Source organism: Gemmatimonadales bacterium, assembly GCA_036279355.1.
GTDB lineage: Bacteria > Gemmatimonadota > Gemmatimonadetes > Gemmatimonadales > GWC2-71-9 > DASQPE01.
This window is the reverse complement of record DASUJH010000051.1, coordinates 13,565-29,317: the sequence shown is the minus strand read 5'-3', so window position 1 is coordinate 29,317 and position 15,753 is coordinate 13,565. Positions and strand designations below refer to the sequence as shown.

Here is a 15,753-nt window from a genome sequence, read left to right as displayed (position 1 = left end):
CCAGTCCGCTCATGCGAGCGCCTTGAGCGGCACCTTGACCGCCGTGGGCACGTCCTGCGCCGTGACCTTGGCCCCGGCCGCTTCCATCCGCCGGAGTGCGGCGAACTCGTCATCGGTGAGATAGACGTACGGCAGCCGCTGCCGCCGGCCGGGCCGGTGGTGAATGCCCCCCACATTGATCGCGTCAATCCCGCCCGGCGCGGCCTCGCGCAGCGCCGACATGGTCGCGATGTCGCCGGTGAGCACGAGCGTACGGCGCGAGTCGGCTTGCCACGTGGCGAGCGCCGGCGCGGCCTCCGCCACGGTCGCAAAGCGAAGCTCGAGGTCCGGCGGCGCCGCCATCCGATAGAGATCCTGCTCCCACGGGCTCCCCGCGACGGCGTCGTCCACCAGGACCACGACGTCGATGGCGAGCCGACCGCCCCAGCCCACGACCACCTGCCCGTGGATCAGCCGGTCGTCGATGCGGTAGAGCAGGATCGGCATCACGGCACCCGGATGGCCTTACCGCCCGCGGCGGCCGCCCGGCAGGCCGCCTCGCCGGGCGACTGGCCCAGGTGAAAGACGAAATCGACCAGCATGGCGAGATTCACCCCGGTGACGACCTTCACGTCGAGCTCGCTCCGGAGCCGGGCAAGTGTCGCCACGAGGCACGACCCGCTCGCCATGTCAACGAACACGACCGTTGGCCGGCCGCCGACGGCCGCCACGATGCGCTGCTCCAGCGTGCCGCGGTCGCACCCCGTGTTGGTGACCGGCACCAGCACGCCGGACACGCCGCTGATCGACTCGGCCGCCTCGACGAGCGCCCCCGCCAGCGCGCCGTGGCAGACCACGACGCCCTGCAGCTCGCCGCTCGACGCCCCGGGCGCCGGCATGGCCCCGCTCGCCTCACTCATAGTCACTCTGCAGGTATTCCCGCACCCCGCGCTGCTCCTTCATCCGCTTGATGAGGCGCTCGTTGAAGGCGGCGGCCACGTCGACGCCGGAGTAGCGCAGCAAGTGCATCATCGCCACCACCTCGGAAATCACGGTGATGTTTTTCCCGGGATTGAGCGGCACCACGACCTTGGGCAGCGGCACCTCGAGGATCACTGCCTCCTCCCGGGCGAGCCCGGTGCGGTCGGTGTCCTTGGCCGTGTCCCAGTCCTCGAGCTGTACCACGACCTCGATCCGCTTCTGCTGGCGCACCGCCCGCACGCCGAAGAGCGCGGGGATGTCGATGAGGCCGATGCCGCGGATCTCCATGTGGTGCGCCGCCAGCTCGTGGCCCCGTCCAATCAGCACGTCATTCTCGCGGCGAGTGATCTGCACCACATCGTCGGCCACGAGCCGATGCCCCCGCTCGACCAGATCGAGCACGCACTCGCTCTTGCCGATACCGGAACGCCCGACGAAGAGCAGGCCCACCCCATAGACGTCCGCGAGCGAGCCATGCGCCGTGGTCCGCGGGGCGAAGGCGTCTTCTACGATCGGCTTGATGCGGCGGTAGAACTCGTTGGTCTTGAGTCGGCTCCGGAGCACCGGCACGCTCCGCTCCTTCGCCAGCTCGAGCAGCTCCTGCGGCACCTCCTGGCCCTTGGTGATGAAGAGGCACGGGAGGTCATAGGTAAAGAACTGCTGCAAGCGCTGGCGCCGCTCATCCGGCGGGAGCGACCGCAGATACGTAATCTCCGTCTCGCCGAGTACGTGGAGCCGGTGGGGCGCAAACCGGCCGGTATAGCCAGCCAGCGCCAGGCCGGGGCTCGCTACCTCGGCCGCGGGAAGTTGGCGATCGAGGCCCAGCTCACCGGTGAGCGCCTCGAGCTGAAGCGGGTCGCCGCGGCGGGTGAGGAAGTCGCGTAGACGGAGCATCAGCCAGGCGGCGCGGGTCGCGGGTGAATCCGGCGCGGGCGGCCGGTGGCTCGCTCCACTTGCCGGCGGAGCTTGGCCTCCGCACGGTCGAGTGCGGTCCGGTGGTCGCCGGCCTCGCCGTGGGCCACGAGGAAGTCTCCCCGCGCATCGTGCAATCGCAATTCTACCAGTCGGACGGCGCCGTCGGCGGCAAAGACGACGGCAGCTTCGAGCGGGCGCCGGGCGCGCGCCGCCAAACGTTCAGCCACGGCGGTCGCGCGGGCGCGGAGCGCCTCGGGCACCTCGCAGTGCCGGGCCGTGATGGTCGTCTGCATGCTCAGCTCCTTCCATTCGAGATCTCCTCCAACTGCCGTTCGGTCGCATCCGCCGCCGCGCCCCAGGTATGCGCCTCGGCGTATCTCCGGGCAGCCGCGCCCAGCCGCCCGACCAGCTCGGCGTCGCCGGCGAGCGCCAGCATGCGGCCGGCGAGCGCACTGATGTCGCCGTGGGGCACCAGCAGCCCTGTCTCGCCGGCGCGCACGGAGTCACGAAGTCCCGGACTGTCGGATGCGAGCGTCGGCGTGCCGCAGGCGCCGGCCTCGAGCACCGTGATTCCCCACCCTTCCTTGGGCGAGACGAACACGTTGGCCCACGCGCGTCGGAGCAGCGAGATCTTCTCCGCCTCGCTCACGTAACCGCGAAACCGCACCGCGGACCCGAGCCCGAGCCCGGCGGCGAGCCGCTCGAGCGCCGCGCGATAGTCACCCGCGCCGGCCACGTCGAGCGAAAGATCGGGTCGGGTGCGCCGGGCCAGCGCCAGCGCGCGCAGGGCCACGTCGACTCCCTTGTACCGCTTCAGCCTTCCAACATATACGAACGAAGGGGCCGCCGTGCGCCCGCCGACGGCGCGTCCGGCGTCCGACTCCGGCGTGAAGCGGACGCTGTCGACTCCGGGCCGCACGACCCGAATCCGCTCGGCGGCGACGCCGCGCGCCACGAGGTCGTCGCGGGTGCTCTCGCTCACTGCCTGGAACCACGCGCGCCGGTAGCGGCGTGCGAGCGGCCGCTCCGCGAGCCAGACGATCGCGGCCGCGGGCCACGACGCCTCGGAGAACGCGGTCTCGCCGAAGAGATGCGGCACCATGGCCAGCACCGGTATGTCGGTGAGCGTGGGCGTAAAGAGCGGCAGCTTGTTTACGTCTTCGACCAGCACGTCCGGCCGCGCCGCCCGGAGCGCGCGCCGTACGGCGCCGCGCCCCGCGAGCGCGAAAGTCTGACGGCCAGCGATCCGCTCGATCTCGATGCCCTGGATCAGGGCGCGCGGCGCCGCCCCCGGCCAGCCCGAGCAGACGAGTCGTACCTGATGGCCACGCGCCGCGAGCCGGCCGAAGGTCTCGAACAGATGTTGCTCGGCGCCGCCCGCGTGCGGGTTCTCCGGATCCTGCCAGTTGACGAGCAGGATCTTCACAGGCGTCCGAGCGTATGGGCCACGCGGTCGAGCACCCCGTTCACGAAGGCCGGCGCGCGCGCCCCCCCGAACCAGCGGGCAAGCCGCACGGCTTCGTCGATCGCCACCTTGGGTGGAATCTCGCCCAGCTCCAGCTCGTGAATGCCCAGGCGCAGAATGTTCCGCTCGACGGCGGCGATGCGGTTGAGCCGCCAGTGCTCCGCCGCGTCCGAGGCGAGCCGGTCCAGCGTGCCCACGTGCGAGACGACGCCTTCGGCGAGGGCTTCCGCCCGATCCAGCACCCGCGGCTCGGGTCCCGTGAGCCGCGCGAGCCCGCTCGCGATGTCCGGCATGGGCGGCGCACCCTGCAATTCCCAGGCGTAGAGCAGCTGGAGTGCGCGGGCGCGGCTCCGGGTCTCAGTCCGGAGCACGGATGCTCCTGAGCTGCGCGACCACGTCAGCCGCCTCGAGCGCGGCGGCGGCGGCCTCATGCCCCTTGTTGCCGGCGCGGCCGCCGGCGCGATCGATCGCCTGCTCGAGCGTATCCACGGTCAGCACGCCAAATCCGACCGGCAGCCCGTGGCGCACGGCGATCTCGCCGAGGCCATGCGCGGCCGCGCCGGCGACGTACTCGAAGTGCGGCGTGTCGCCACGGATCACGGCGCCGAGTGCCACGAGCGCGGCGTAGCGTCCGGATTCGGCCGCGACCGCGGCCGCCACCGGCAACTCGAACGCGCCGGGCACCCACACCACGTCGACCTGGCCCTCCGAAATTCCCGCCTCCGCGCAGCAGGCGAGCGCCCCGTCGAGCAGGCGGGTCGTCACGGCTTCGTTGTAGCGGCTCACGAGGATCGCCACCCTGCCCACGGGGCGGAGGCGGCCGGAAAGGCGGGACACGGCGGCGTCAGTGGGTAAGGAGATGGCCCAACTTGTCGCGCTTCACGTCGAGATAGCTCTGGTTGGCCTGCGTCGGGCTCGCGATGAGCGGGACGCGCTCCACGATCTCGAGCCCGTATCCCTCGAGGCCGACCAGCTTGCGCGGGTTGTTGGTCATCACCCGAATCGATGAGAGGCCGAGATCGCGGAGGATCTGCGCGCCGATGCCGTAGTTGCGCAGATCGGGCGGGAAGCCGAGCCGCTGGTTGGCCTGCACGGTGTCGGCGCCGGAGTCCTGCAGCGCGTACGCGCGGATCTTGTTCAGGAGACCGATGCCCCGGCCCTCCTGGTCGAGATACACGATGACGCCGCGCCCCTCGCGTCCGACGAGCTGCATGGCCGTGTGGAGCTGGGTGCCGCAGTCGCAGCGGTGCGAGCCGAAGACGTCGCCGGTGAGACACTTCGAGTGCATCCGCACCAGGATATTGGGCTGCTCCGCCACGTCGCCCATGACAAGGGCCACGTGCTCGGCGTGATCGACGTCGTTCCGGTACGCGATGATGGTGAACTCGCCGAGCTCGGTCGGGAGCCGCGCTTCAGCCACGCGGTGCACCAGCCGCTCGGTGCGGAGGCGATAGGCGACGAGCTGCGCCACCGTGATGAACGTGAGCCCGTGCTCGCGGGCAACGCGCTCGAGCTCGGGCCGGCGCGCCATCGAGCCATCGGCGCTGAGGATTTCGCAGATGACGCCGGCGGGCACGAGCCCCGCGAGCTGCGCCAGGTCCACGCTCGCTTCGGTCTGGCCCACGCGCTGAAGCACACCGCCTGGACGGGCGCGGAGCGGAAAGATGTGGCCGGGCCGGCGGAGGTCGGACGGGACGGTGGCCGGATTGATGGCGACGTGGATCGTGGTGGCGCGGTCCGCGGCCGAGATGCCGGTGGTGACGCCGAATCGGCGCTCGGCGTCGATGCTTACGGTGAACGCGGTGCCCTGCTCCTCGGTGTTGCGCTGGGCCATCTGCGGCAGGCCGAGCTGCTCGCAGCGCTCCGGCGTGAGAGCGAGACAGATCAGGCCGCGGCCGTGCTGCGCCATGAAGTTGATCATCTCGGGCGTGACCAGCTCGGCCGCGCAGACGAGATCGCCCTCGTTCTCGCGGTCCTCGTCGTCGGCCACGATGACGAGCTTGCCGTTCTTGAGGTCCTCGACCGCCTGTTCGATGGTGCCGAAGATCATGCGGCCTACCCGCGCTCCTTGAGGAGTGCCTGCACGTACTTCCCGATGGTATCGCCCTCGAGATGGACCGCGTCGCCCGGCTTGCGCTCGCCGAGCGTCGTGTGCTGTAAGGTAAACGGGATCAGCGAGACCTGGACCATGCCGGGCGCCGGGCGGGCATTCACCGTGAGGCTTACGCCGTCCACGGTGATGGAGCCCAGCGGCACCGAGACCGCGGCCACCTCGGGCGGCACCCGGATGTCGAGCAGGCGAGCATCGTCACGCTGGGCGATGCGTTCGATGGTGCCGACTCCGTCCACGTGCCCCTGCACCAGGTGGCCGCCGAGCCGGTCGCCCAGCCGGAGCGCGCGCTCGAGGTTGACCGCCTGCCCCGCGGCCGCGCTCGCGAAGCGAGTGCGCTCGAGCGACGTACGCACGACGTGGGCGCGGAACCAATCCGCGCCGAACTCCGCCACCGTGAGGCAAGCGCCGTCCACCGCCACGCTCTCGCCCGGCACGAGGTCGGGGAACGGCGCTTCGATCGTGAGATCGACGCCGCCTTCCGCCGGCTCCGCGCGGCGCAGGCGGCCTACCGCCGTGACTATGCCGGTGAACATGGCTTCCGATCGAGCACGAGCAGGGTGTCGTCGCCCAGGGCGCGGCGCTCGACGGAGCGCCAACGCTCGGCGTGGCTAATCGACGCATCGGGGAGGCCGTGGACGGCCGCGACGCCGTGCGCGCCGAGCCAGATGGGCGACTGGATCCAGACAAACCGGTCCACCAGATCGGCGGCGAGCAATGCGCCCGCCAGGTGTCCGCCGCCCTCCACGAGCAGCGAGGCGATGCCGTCGGCGCGGAGGGCGCGGAGCGCGGCCGCCGCGTTGGCCGCGCGGAGCACCCGCACCCCGAGTGCGTCGAGCGCGCGCTCCCGCGCAACCGGCGCGCCGGGCTCGGCGACGATCGTGGTTGGCGTGTCGCGCGCGGTGCGGACCAGGTTGCGATCAAGGGGCAGCTCGAGCGCGCGATCGAAGACGATGCGGCGCGGCGGCACTCGGGGCAGTATGCCGCGTCGAACGCCGGCGTCGGGCGAGCCGCTGCTCGCCACGCCCGGCGCCGCGCCCGGCGCCGCGCGCACGGTGAGCCGCGGATCGTCCGCGCGCGCGGTCCCGAGGCCGACGGCGATGGCGTCGAACCCCGCACGGAGCCAGTGGACGTACTCGCGCGCGTCCGGCCCCGACACCCAGCGTGATTGCCCTGCCGCGTCGGCGATCCGGAAATCGATGCTGGTCGCGAGCTTGAGCGCGACGAACGGCCGCGCCGGTTCGGCCAGTGCATGCAGAAAGGCGGCATTCTGCGCGGCTGCGCGATCGCCGAGCACACCGATCTCCACGTCGACACCCGCCGCGCGGAGCCGCGCCGCGCCGCCCGCCGCGACGGGATTCGGATCGGACGCCGCGATCACGACCCGCCGCACGCCCGCACGCAGGATCGCCTCGACGCAGGGCGGCTGCTTGCCGGCGTGCGCGCAGGGCTCGAGCGTCACCACGAGCGTGCCGCCGGCCGCGCGTCCGGCCGCCGCGTCGAGCGCCGCGGCCTCCGCGTGCGGGCCGCCGAACTCCGCGTGCCAGCCCTCGCCCACCGGTTCATGGCCCTGCAAGACCACCGCACCCACCATGGGATTCGGATGTACCCGTCCCCATCCGCGCCACGCGAGCTCGAGCGCGCGCTGCATGGCGGCCGGCTCGTTCACGGCTCAGAACGCGACCGCGAGCCCGGCGGAGGCGAAGAAACGGCCTGCCGACGGATCGAAGTCGGTGAACGTCGTGCCCAGGTGCTCGTCCTTGCCGAGCTGATACCCGGCCTCGCCCACGAGCTTGATGTGCGCCACGTCGAGTCCCGCGTCCGCAAAGCCCATCGTGCGGGCGCTGGAGAGCGTGAAACCGATCGGCGCCGGGGCCGCGGGCAACAGCGGGTCGCGGAACTCGATCAGCGCGCTGCCACTGTACCAGTCCTGACCCAGGCCGGCGGCAAGGGTGAGCGCGGACACCTGGGTGCCGACCGTCGCGCGCACGTTCCAGGCATGCATGTCCGCCGCGTAGGAGAACATGTCCCCTGCGGACACGTTGCCGTACTGCACCGTGGGGATCATCCGGCGCATGAGGCTCACCGACACCCCGGGCCGGCCGCCGCGACCGTCGAGAACGCTTATCCGCGCGCCGACACCGAAGCCGAGCGCGATGCTGCCGATGCGCGGCGCGCCCGGATCCACGAAGAAGTTGTCGACCACGTTGCTCGGCACCAACTGGGCCGAGCCGAGCAGATCAAGGCCGAGGAATCCGCCGGGGCCGCCGCCATAGAGGCCCACTGCGGCCTCCACGATCGGTGAGGGGAAGAAGAGCGCGTCGCCCCGGCCGACCGTGCGGGTCGTCCCATCATAGTTGGGGTCCGGCAACACGACGTGGGTCGCGTTCACCCGGGCCGTGAGCTGGACGTGCCCGAGCCCGCCGAGGGCGCCTGATGTCCCGAGCACCGGATTGCCGCCGCTCGTCAAGAGCCCGACGATCGGGTGATAGGCATGGGTGGCATCGAGGGCGGCGTTGCAGAGATTGCGCGCGCGCCCCGAGTAGGGATTGCAGCGGGCGTTCTGGGCGCGGAGCGCGGGCGCGGCGGCGGCAAGAACGAGCGCGACGAGCATCCCCGATCGGGCCGAGTGCATGCTACCATCCGTGATCAGCGGGCGAATCGCACGGCGCGTGGGCCACGGCTGATCTCGCCCAACGGCCAGGTGTCGACCCCATCGGCGCGCGCCGCCGCCTGCGCGGCGCTCACCGCGTCCGCGGGCAGCACGGCAATGAGCCCGACACCGAGGTTGAAGACGTCGCGCATCTCCTCGGTGCTGATCCCGCCCGCCTCGCTCAAGTATCGAAAGAGCGGCGGCCACTCCCAGCTCTCGGGGTCCACCGTCGCCGCGCATGCGGCGGGCAGGACCCGCACCAGATTGCCCGCGATGCCGCCGCCCGTGATATGCGCCAGTCCGTGCACGCGGTCGAGCACCGGTCTCACACTGCGGTCGTAGCTGCGGTGGACCGCGAGCAGCGCGTCGGCCGCCGTCATGCCGGTCTCGCCCAGCACGTCGTCGAGCGCGAGCCCCGCCTGCTCGAAGATCACTCGGCGCGCGAGCGAGTAGCCGTTGGTATGGAGCCCGGTCGAGGCGTAGCCCAGCAGCACATCGCCCGGCACGATCCGATCGCCGTGCAACGCCGCGTCCTCCTCCACCACGCCCACGATGGTCCCGGCCAGGTCGAACGTGCCCGGCGCGTAAAGTCCCGGCATCTGCGCCGTCTCGCCGCCGGCCAGCGCCATGCCGTGCACCCGGCAGCCGCGCGCGATGCCCTCGACGATCTCGGCCGTCTGCTCCACCGTGAGCCCCGCGCCCGCGATGTAGTCCATGAACGCGATGGGTGCGGCACCGTGCACCAGGATGTCGTTGACGCTGTGGTTGACGAGATCCTCGCCCACGCCACCGAGCCGCCGGGCCGCGAGCGCCACCAGCACCTTGGTGCCGACCCCGTCGGTGCTGAGCACGAGCGTGGGCTTCCGCATGCCGGCGGGCACCCGCACCATCCCGCCGAACGCCCCGACCTCGCCCACGCTGAGCGCTGTGCGCGTCCCCGCGACGAGCCGCGCGATCGTCTCCTTGGCGCTTTCCGCCGCAGCCAAGTCGACCCCCGCCGCCGCGTAGCGTCCGCCTGTCCGCCTGTCCGCCTGTCCGCCCCCGATCACACCGGCTCCGCCAGGACCACGTGGGTCAGATCGCGGAAGGCGTGGACCCGCCGCTCGACGTCTGACATCGTCACGCCATCGAAGCCGCGGATGCCGAAGCTCGCCACGGCGTAGGAGCCCATGGCGGCGCCGTACACCATGGCGCGCCGCAGCTGGTCGCGGCCGCTGGCGCCGGCGCGCGCAAGGTAGCCCATGAACCCCCCGGCAAAGCTGTCGCCCGCGCCGGTCGGATCGAAGACCTCCTCCAGCGGGAACGCCGGCACGTAGAACGTGCGGCCGGCCTCGATGAGGAGCGCGCCGTGCTCGCCCTGCTTGATCACGACGGACGTCGGCCCGCGCCCGAGGATCCAGCGCCCGGCGCGGTGCACGTTCCAGTCGCCCGACAGCTCGCGCGCCTCGCCGTCGTTCACCATCAGGATGTCGACCCGCTCGAGCAGGCCGAGCAGCGCGTCGCGCTTGCCCTGGATCCAGTAGTTCATCGTGTCGCACACGACGAGGCGGGGCCGCGCCACCTGATCGAGAATGCCGAGCTGCAAGTCGGGATCGATGTTGCCGAGGAAGAGATATTCGGCCGAGCGGAAGCCAGCCGGCAGCTTGGGCGAGAACTGCGCGAAGACGCCGAGCCGCGTCTCCAGCGTTTCACGGCTCTGGAGGTCGTAGGAATACTTGCCCTTCCAGCGGAAGCTCTCGCCGTCGGCGCGCTCGACACCCGACCAGTCGATGCCGCGCGGTGCCAGGCGCTCGAGCTCGGCCCACGGGTAGTCGCGGCCCACCACGCCGACCACCCCCACCGGTGCCAGCAGCGAGGCCGCCACGCTGAAGTACACGGCGGAGCCGCCCAGCGCGTCGGCGGTTTCGCCGAATGGCGTGAAGACGGAATCGAGCGCGATGCTGCCGACGACGAGCAGGCTCATCAGGTCACATCCGGTCGGGCGCGGAGACGCCGAGGACGGCGAGCGCGTTGGCAAGGACGATGCGCGCGGCGCGCGCAAGAAGGAGCCGCGCGTGCTCGGTGGGCGCGCCCTCGGGCGCGCCGACCGCGCGGGTGTGGTGATACCAGCCGTGGACCGAGGTCGCGAGCTCCTGCAGGTAGTTGGTGATGCGGTGCGGCTCGCGCTCGCGCGCGGCGCGCTCCACGATTTCCGGAAACCGCACCATCCGCTTGAGCAGCTCGCTGTCCTCCGGCGCCGGGAGCGCCGCGAGGTCGAGCGGTCCGGCCACCGTCTCCGGCTCGCGCCCCGCCGTGCGGAAGATGCCGGTGAGGCGCGCGTGGGCCATCTGCACGTAGAACACCGGGTTCTCCTCCGTCTGCCGCCGGGCCAGCTCCACGTCGAAGACGAGTTGCGAATCGCCGGGGCGCATGAGGAAGAAGTAGCGCGCGGCGTCGGCGCCGACCTCGTCGAGCAGGTCGCGGAGCGTGACGAACTCGCCCGAGCGCTTCGACATCTTCACCTCTTCGCCGCCGCGCACGACCTTCACGAGCTGGATGAGCGCCACCTCGAAGAATTCGGGCGGCAGGCCGAGCGCCGAGAGCACCGAGCGCATGCGGGGGACGTAGCCGTGGTGGTCGGCGCCCCAGACGTCGATGGCACGATCGAAGCCGCGGGCGCGCTTGTCCACGTGATAGGCGATGTCCGGCACGAGATAAGTGAGCGATGCATCGCTCTTCCGGAGGACGCGATCCTTGTCATCGCCGAACTGGGTGGTGCGGAGCCAGAGCGCGCCGTCCTTCTCGTAGGTGAGTCCCTTCTCCCCGAGCAGCACGAGCGCCTCGTCCACCAGGCCGCCCTCGTAGAGTGCGCGCTCCGAGGTGATGACGTCGAAGCGCACACCGAAGTCGGCGAGGTCCCGGTCCTGCTCCTCGCGCTGCATCGCAAGCGCAAGCGCACGGCACTGGCGAATGCCCTCCTCCGCCGGCAGGTCGATAAAGTCCCGCCCCTCGCGCCGGAGCACCTGCTCCGCCGCCTCGGCCAGATAGAGGCCGTGATAGCCGCCCTCGGGGATCTCGGCGTCGCGGCCGCGCGCCTGCTGCACCCGGGCCCAGAGCGATTGCGCCAGCCGGTCGATCTGCACGCCCGCGTCGTTGACGTAGAACTCGCGGGTAACCGCGTGGCCGGTCCACTGAAGGAGCGATGCGATGGCGTCACCTACCGCGGCGCCGCGGCCGTGGCCCACGTGGAGCGGCCCCGTCGGATTGGCGGAGACGAACTCGAGGTTCACCTTGAGCCCGATGCCGAACTCGCTCCGGCCGTACGCGTCGCCGTGCTCGAGGATCTGCGCCACGCCGTACGCCAGCGCGTCCTCGGCGAGCCAGAAGTTGATGAAGCCGGGCCCCGCGACTTCGGTGCGGGCGACGAGATCGCGCGAGAGGTGCAGCTCTTGGAGCACGCGCGCGGCCACCTGACGCGGATTCGCCTGGTCGCGCCGGGCGAGCACGAGGGCGAGGTTGGTGGCGAGATCGCCGTGGCCGGCATCGCGCGGGCGCTCGAGCACGAAGTCGATGCCACCGGCGCCCAGACGCTCGGCGGCGCGCGCCAGCTCGGCGCGGAGCACGTCGCTCACTCCGCGGCCTTCTTGGGCGCGGGTTTCGACTCGGACTTGGCCGGGGCGTCACCTTTCTTCGACTCGCCCGAGGATTTCTCCGCGGCCGGCTTGTCGCTCGCGCCCTTCTCGCCGCCGCTCTTCTCGCCCGACGCCTTCTCGCCCTCGGGCGCCTTGCGGGGGCCTTTGCCGTCCTTGCCGTAGTCGGTGATGTAGAAGCCGCTGCCCTTGAAGACGAGGCCCGCCCCGCCCGACATCCGGCGCGTGGCCGGGCGGCCGCAGACCGGGCATTTGGCCCGCGGTCGGTCGCTCATCTTCTGGAACTTCTCGAACTCGTGCCCGGCGGGGCAGACGTACTCGTAGGTCGGCATGGGGCTCGGGGCGGTAAATGAAATCAGCGCGGAAACTTAGCGGCGCCGGAAGAGGGGTTCAAGCAGGTGGTATACCAGCGATTACGCCTCGCGCACGCGTACGGGCAGCGTCACCATAGTCTTGCCCGCCCAATGCAGCCGCTTCTGCAATGCGAGTGCGGTCTCGTTGTGCAGCAGGCGCTGGTACCAGCGCTCGCGCTGGAAAATCACCTTGCCGGCGAAGAACGTGATCCGGGGGTATTCCCGCGCGACCTCGAGGCAGAGTTGCTCCGCTTCGGCCACGGCGTCGATGCCCACCGTTGAGCGCGCGGCCGCCGGGATTCCGAGCCCGTGCGCAAAGCGCACGTAGCGTGCGACCATCGCCTCGGTGCGCTCGCGCAACTGGTCTACCGCGTGCTCACCCTTGAATTCGCCCGAATCCACCACGCCGACCGAAATGAAGACGAGACCCCGATAGTGCCCGGGGAAGGCGCGGAAGATATTGAGCACCGTGTGAATGCCGAGGCCGCCGTAGCTCGCGACCAGTACGCCAGCCACGGGGGCCGCAGGGTCGGGTGCGCCGAGGTTGGCCGTACCTTCGCGCGCGGGGAGGTCGCCGAGCTCGCGGTGCAGCTGCGCCATCTTGAGCGCCGCGTAGCGATAATGGCCGCGAATGCGGAGACAGAGCACCACCACGAGGCCGGTCACTGTGAGAGTCACCCACCCGCCCTCGAGAAACTTCTCGAACACGGTGATTCCGAGGATGCCCGCGCAGAGCGCGAATCCGGCGCCGAACAGCGCAATCCGGCGCCGGCGCCGCGCCTCCGCTGCGCCAGGCACGCGCCACCAGTGGCGCAGCATGCCGAACATCGAGAGCGAGAACGTGAGGAACACGTTGATGCTGTACATGACGATAAGGTGGCTCACGTCGCCGCGGGTATAGAGCAGGGCGGCGAGCGACGCGGCGCCCATGAGCACAATGCCGTTCTGGGTGGTGAGCCTGTCGGAGAGGGCGGCAAAGCGGTGCGGGACCCAGGAATCGATGGCCATGTTTGCCAGCACCCGCGGCCCGTCGATGAAGCCGGCTTGCGCGGCAACCACCAGCAGCGCGCCCTCGGCGAAGAGCGTGAGCCCCACGAAGAGGCCACCGAGCGGCACGTCGCGCACCAGCCGCTCGATCAGCACCGCGTTGAGCGTCTTGCCCTCGACCGGGGTCACCTGCCAGAGCAGGTAGCAGAGGAGCAGGCCGGAGGCCGTGAAGGCGAGCGATGCGCCCATGTACACCATGGTGCGTTTGGCCGTACGCACCCTCGGCTCGCGCATAATCGGCAGGCCGTTCGAGACTGCCTCGATGCCGGTGTAGGTGCCGCCGCCCAGGGAGTAGGCGCGGAGAAAGATTAGGATGAGGCCGCCCACCCCGAGCGCACGCATGGCGTGGGTGTAGCCCGCCCCTACGTGCGCGGCGGTGCTGTGGATGGCCGGCAGGTGCGCCACGACCGCCCCGCCGATCAGCAGCACGTGGGTGACAAGGAACAGGAGAAAAACGGGCAGCAGCACGATCACCGATTCGCGCACGCCCCGGATGTTGAGCGTCGTGAGCGCCACGAGCAGCGCGATCTCGACCGGCAGCTTTAGCGGCTGCCACGCCGCCGGGCCCAGACTGAACAGCGCGTCGCCCGCGGCGGCCATCGAGGTGGTGATGGTGAGGACGTAGTCCACCAGCAGCGCGGCGCCGGAAATGAGGCCCGCTTTGGGCCCGAGCAGCTTGGTGGCGACGACATAGCCGCCGCCTCCGCTCGGGAACTGCTCGATGATGCGGCTGTACGCGGCCGAGATGAGCAGCACGGTCGTGGCCATGAGGACAACGAGGCCCAGCGCGAGGAAGGTGTGCTCTCCGAGCGCCCGGTACGCCTCTTCGGGACCGTAAGCGGAAGAAGAAAGCCCGTCCGCGCCGAGACCTACCCAGGCGAGGAACGGGATCAGGGAGAGCCGATGGATCAGCGTGGTATCCGCGAGATCGCGCGGCTTGCCGAAGACGAGCTGCCTCAGGCGCCGCGGCTCGCGCGGGGGACTCGGAGGCTCGGAGTCCGCTGCCGGACTGGTTTCCATGCTCGCGCAAGCTAGCCGAGTGTGGTGCTCGCGCAAGCGATCGGGCCGGTCACGCCGCCGGCCGGTACACGCCCCACGCAAGCCGCAGCGCGTCGCTCACCTCGCCGAGCGTTGCGCGCGCGCGCACCGCGGAGAGGATGGGTGGCATGAGCGGGCCGGCACCGCGCGCGACCGTGGAGAGCGCGGCGAGCGCCGCCGCGACCGCACCGGCGTCGCGCGCGGACTTGGTGCGCGCGAGCCGCTCGCGCTGGCGGGCCTCGAGCTCGGGAAAATTCGGCGTCTCGATGCCGGGCGGCGCCGAGTCGTCGGTGAAGCGGTTCACGCCGACGACGGTGCGCGCACCGGACTCCTGCGCGCGCTGGATCTCGTAGGCGCTCCGCGCAATGGCTTCCTGATAGAACCCCCGCTCGATCGCGGCCGCGGCGCCGCCCAGCCGGTCCACCTCCTCGATCAACGCGCGCGCGTCGCGCTCGATCCGGTCGGTCATCGCTTCGACGTAGTAGCTCCCCGCGAGCGGATCGACCACATCGGCCACGCCGCTCTCGTAGCCCAGCACCTGCTGCGTGCGCAGGGCCAGCGTCGCCGACTCGGCGGTGGGGAGCGCCAGCGCCTCGTCGTAGCCGTTGGTGTGGAGCGACTGCGTGCCGCCCAGCACCGCGGCGAGCGCCTGGTACGCCACGCGCACCACGTTGTTCATCGGCTGCTGCGCCTGGAGCGTGACGCCGCCGGTCTGCGTATGGAAGCGGAGCCGCGCCGTGGCATCGTTCGCGCCGAAACGCTCGCGCGCGAGTTGGGCCCAGAGCCGCCGCGCCGCGCGGAACTTGGCCGCTTCCTCGAACAGATGGTTGTGGCTCGCGAAGAAAAACGAGAGCCGCGGGCCGAAGGTGTCGATGGCGAGCCCCGCCGCGAGCGCCACCCGCACGTACTCCAGCGCGTTGGCCAGCGTGAACCCCACCTCCTGCACCGCCGTCGCCCCCGCCTCGCGCATGTGGTAGCCGCTGATCGAGATCGGATTGAAGCGCATCCCCTCGTGAGCCACGAAGCGGAAGAGGTCAGCGGCAAGGCGGAGCGAGGGCCCGGGCGGATAGATGTAGGTGCCGCGCGCCACGTACTCCTTGAGCACGTCGTTCTGCACCGTGCCGGTGAGCCGCGCCCTCGGCACGCCGCGCTCCTCGCCGACCACCACATACATGGCGAGCAGGATGGCGGCGGTGGCGTTGATCGTCATCGAGGTCGACACGCGGTCGAGCGGAATCTCGTCAAGGAGGAGCGCGAGATCGTCCACCGTGTCGATCGCCACACCCACCCGCCCCACTTCGCCGCGCGCGAGCGGATGGTCGGAGTCGTACCCCATCTGGGTCGGGAGGTCGAATGCCACCGAGAGGCCCATCTGTCCCGCGGCGAGGAGCTGCCGGAAACGCGCGTTGGTTTCCTCCGCCGTGCCGAAGCCGGCGTACTGGCGCATGGTCCAGAGCCGCTCGGTGTACATCGCGGGGTAGACGCCGCGGGTGAATGGAAAGGCGCCCGGCGCGCCCAGCTCGCGCGCGGGGTCGGCGGTCCAGTCGCCCGGGCCGTAGAGGATCTTGCGTTCGCCGCTCACC

The 15,753-nt window shown here is 71.0% G+C and carries 17 protein-coding genes; all 17 read right to left on the bottom strand.

All coding sequences use genetic code 11. From position 1 onward, the window contains the following. Positions 1 to 9: 9 nt before the first annotated feature. Entirely contained in the window at positions 10 to 486 is a 477-nt protein-coding gene (locus VFW66_12675; GenBank protein ID HEX5387554.1) for a PTS sugar transporter subunit IIB, read from the bottom strand. Further along, positions 486 to 878: a hypothetical protein gene (locus VFW66_12670; protein HEX5387553.1), complete on the bottom strand. Its 393-nt coding sequence runs from the start codon at positions 876 to 878 to the stop codon at positions 486 to 488. Before VFW66_12670 ends, VFW66_12675 begins: the two co-directional genes overlap by 1 nt. 13 nt (positions 879 to 891) lie before the next feature. Then, positions 892 to 1,854 carry an HPr(Ser) kinase/phosphatase gene (hprK, locus tag VFW66_12665; protein HEX5387552.1) on the bottom strand — a complete coding sequence of 321 codons (963 nt, stop codon included), beginning with the start codon at positions 1,852 to 1,854 and terminating at the stop codon, positions 892 to 894. Further along, positions 1,854 to 2,168 carry an HPF/RaiA family ribosome-associated protein gene (locus VFW66_12660; protein HEX5387551.1) on the bottom strand — a complete coding sequence of 105 codons (315 nt, stop codon included), beginning with the start codon at positions 2,166 to 2,168 and terminating at the stop codon, positions 1,854 to 1,856. Before VFW66_12660 ends, hprK begins: the two co-directional genes overlap by 1 nt. A gap of 2 nt (positions 2,169 to 2,170) precedes the next feature. Further along, positions 2,171 to 3,301 carry a glycosyltransferase family 4 protein gene (locus tag VFW66_12655; GenBank protein ID HEX5387550.1) on the bottom strand — a complete coding sequence of 377 codons (1,131 nt, stop codon included), beginning with the start codon at positions 3,299 to 3,301 and terminating at the stop codon, positions 2,171 to 2,173. After that, positions 3,298 to 3,711, bottom strand: a complete 414-nt coding sequence (nusB, locus tag VFW66_12650; protein ID HEX5387549.1) for a transcription antitermination factor NusB — start codon at positions 3,709 to 3,711, stop codon at positions 3,298 to 3,300. The genes VFW66_12655 and nusB overlap by 4 nt, the downstream gene beginning before the upstream one ends. Next, positions 3,698 to 4,177 (bottom strand): 6,7-dimethyl-8-ribityllumazine synthase, encoded by a 480-nt coding sequence (gene ribH / locus VFW66_12645; GenBank protein ID HEX5387548.1) that lies wholly within the window; start codon positions 4,175 to 4,177, stop codon positions 3,698 to 3,700. The genes nusB and ribH overlap by 14 nt, the downstream gene beginning before the upstream one ends. 7 nt (positions 4,178 to 4,184) lie before the next feature. Then, complete coding sequence (locus VFW66_12640) at positions 4,185 to 5,390, bottom strand: bifunctional 3,4-dihydroxy-2-butanone-4-phosphate synthase/GTP cyclohydrolase II (protein ID HEX5387547.1); 1,206 nt, start codon at positions 5,388 to 5,390, stop codon at positions 4,185 to 4,187. 5 nt (positions 5,391 to 5,395) lie between these two features. Beyond that, complete coding sequence (locus VFW66_12635; protein HEX5387546.1) at positions 5,396 to 5,986, bottom strand: riboflavin synthase; 591 nt, start codon at positions 5,984 to 5,986, stop codon at positions 5,396 to 5,398. Continuing rightward, a complete protein-coding gene (ribD, locus tag VFW66_12630; GenBank protein ID HEX5387545.1) occupies positions 5,971 to 7,119 on the bottom strand; it encodes a bifunctional diaminohydroxyphosphoribosylaminopyrimidine deaminase/5-amino-6-(5-phosphoribosylamino)uracil reductase RibD in 1,149 nt (382 codons plus the stop codon). The genes VFW66_12635 and ribD overlap by 16 nt, the downstream gene beginning before the upstream one ends. A gap of 3 nt (positions 7,120 to 7,122) precedes the next feature. Beyond that, a complete protein-coding gene (locus VFW66_12625; GenBank protein HEX5387544.1) occupies positions 7,123 to 8,085 on the bottom strand; it encodes a hypothetical protein in 963 nt (320 codons plus the stop codon). A gap of 14 nt (positions 8,086 to 8,099) precedes the next feature. Further along, positions 8,100 to 9,152, bottom strand: a complete 1,053-nt coding sequence (gene purM / locus VFW66_12620; GenBank protein ID HEX5387543.1) for a phosphoribosylformylglycinamidine cyclo-ligase — start codon at positions 9,150 to 9,152, stop codon at positions 8,100 to 8,102. Further along, a complete protein-coding gene (locus VFW66_12615) occupies positions 9,149 to 10,066 on the bottom strand; it encodes a PfkB family carbohydrate kinase (GenBank protein ID HEX5387542.1) in 918 nt (305 codons plus the stop codon). The genes purM and VFW66_12615 overlap by 4 nt, the downstream gene beginning before the upstream one ends. Positions 10,067 to 10,070: 4 nt before the next feature. Beyond that, positions 10,071 to 11,714 carry an arginine--tRNA ligase gene (gene argS / locus VFW66_12610; GenBank protein HEX5387541.1) on the bottom strand — a complete coding sequence of 548 codons (1,644 nt, stop codon included), beginning with the start codon at positions 11,712 to 11,714 and terminating at the stop codon, positions 10,071 to 10,073. Continuing rightward, entirely contained in the window at positions 11,711 to 12,064 is a 354-nt protein-coding gene (locus tag VFW66_12605; GenBank protein HEX5387540.1) for an FmdB family zinc ribbon protein, read from the bottom strand. The genes argS and VFW66_12605 overlap by 4 nt, the downstream gene beginning before the upstream one ends. A gap of 81 nt (positions 12,065 to 12,145) precedes the next feature. Next, positions 12,146 to 14,152, bottom strand: coding sequence for an APC family permease (locus VFW66_12600; GenBank protein HEX5387539.1), 2,007 nt, complete (start codon positions 14,150 to 14,152; stop codon positions 12,146 to 12,148). 49 nt (positions 14,153 to 14,201) lie between these two features. Next, positions 14,202 to 15,752 (bottom strand): methylmalonyl-CoA mutase family protein, encoded by a 1,551-nt coding sequence (locus VFW66_12595; protein ID HEX5387538.1) that lies wholly within the window; start codon positions 15,750 to 15,752, stop codon positions 14,202 to 14,204. Position 15,753: the final 1 nt, after the last annotated feature.

Excerpts from the sequence above, each read along its gene's own strand:
- VFW66_12675 (HEX5387554.1), bottom strand. The coding sequence starts at position 486 with ATGCCGATCCTGCTCTACCGCATCGACGACCGGCTGATCCACGGGCAG.
- VFW66_12670 (HEX5387553.1), bottom strand. The coding sequence starts at position 878 with ATGCCGGCGCCCGGGGCGTCGAGCGGCGAGCTGCAGGGCGTCGTGGTC.
- hprK (HEX5387552.1), bottom strand. The coding sequence starts at position 1,854 with ATGCTCCGTCTACGCGACTTCCTCACCCGCCGCGGCGACCCGCTTCAG.
- VFW66_12660 (HEX5387551.1), bottom strand. The coding sequence starts at position 2,168 with ATGCAGACGACCATCACGGCCCGGCACTGCGAGGTGCCCGAGGCGCTC.
- VFW66_12640 (HEX5387547.1), bottom strand. The coding sequence starts at position 5,390 with ATGATCTTCGGCACCATCGAACAGGCGGTCGAGGACCTCAAGAACGGC.
- VFW66_12635 (HEX5387546.1), bottom strand. The coding sequence starts at position 5,986 with ATGTTCACCGGCATAGTCACGGCGGTAGGCCGCCTGCGCCGCGCGGAG.
- VFW66_12625 (HEX5387544.1), bottom strand. The coding sequence starts at position 8,085 with ATGCACTCGGCCCGATCGGGGATGCTCGTCGCGCTCGTTCTTGCCGCC.
- VFW66_12615 (HEX5387542.1), bottom strand. The coding sequence starts at position 10,066 with ATGAGCCTGCTCGTCGTCGGCAGCATCGCGCTCGATTCCGTCTTCACG.
- VFW66_12605 (HEX5387540.1), bottom strand. The coding sequence starts at position 12,064 with ATGCCGACCTACGAGTACGTCTGCCCCGCCGGGCACGAGTTCGAGAAG.
- VFW66_12600 (HEX5387539.1), bottom strand. The coding sequence starts at position 14,152 with ATGGAAACCAGTCCGGCAGCGGACTCCGAGCCTCCGAGTCCCCCGCGC.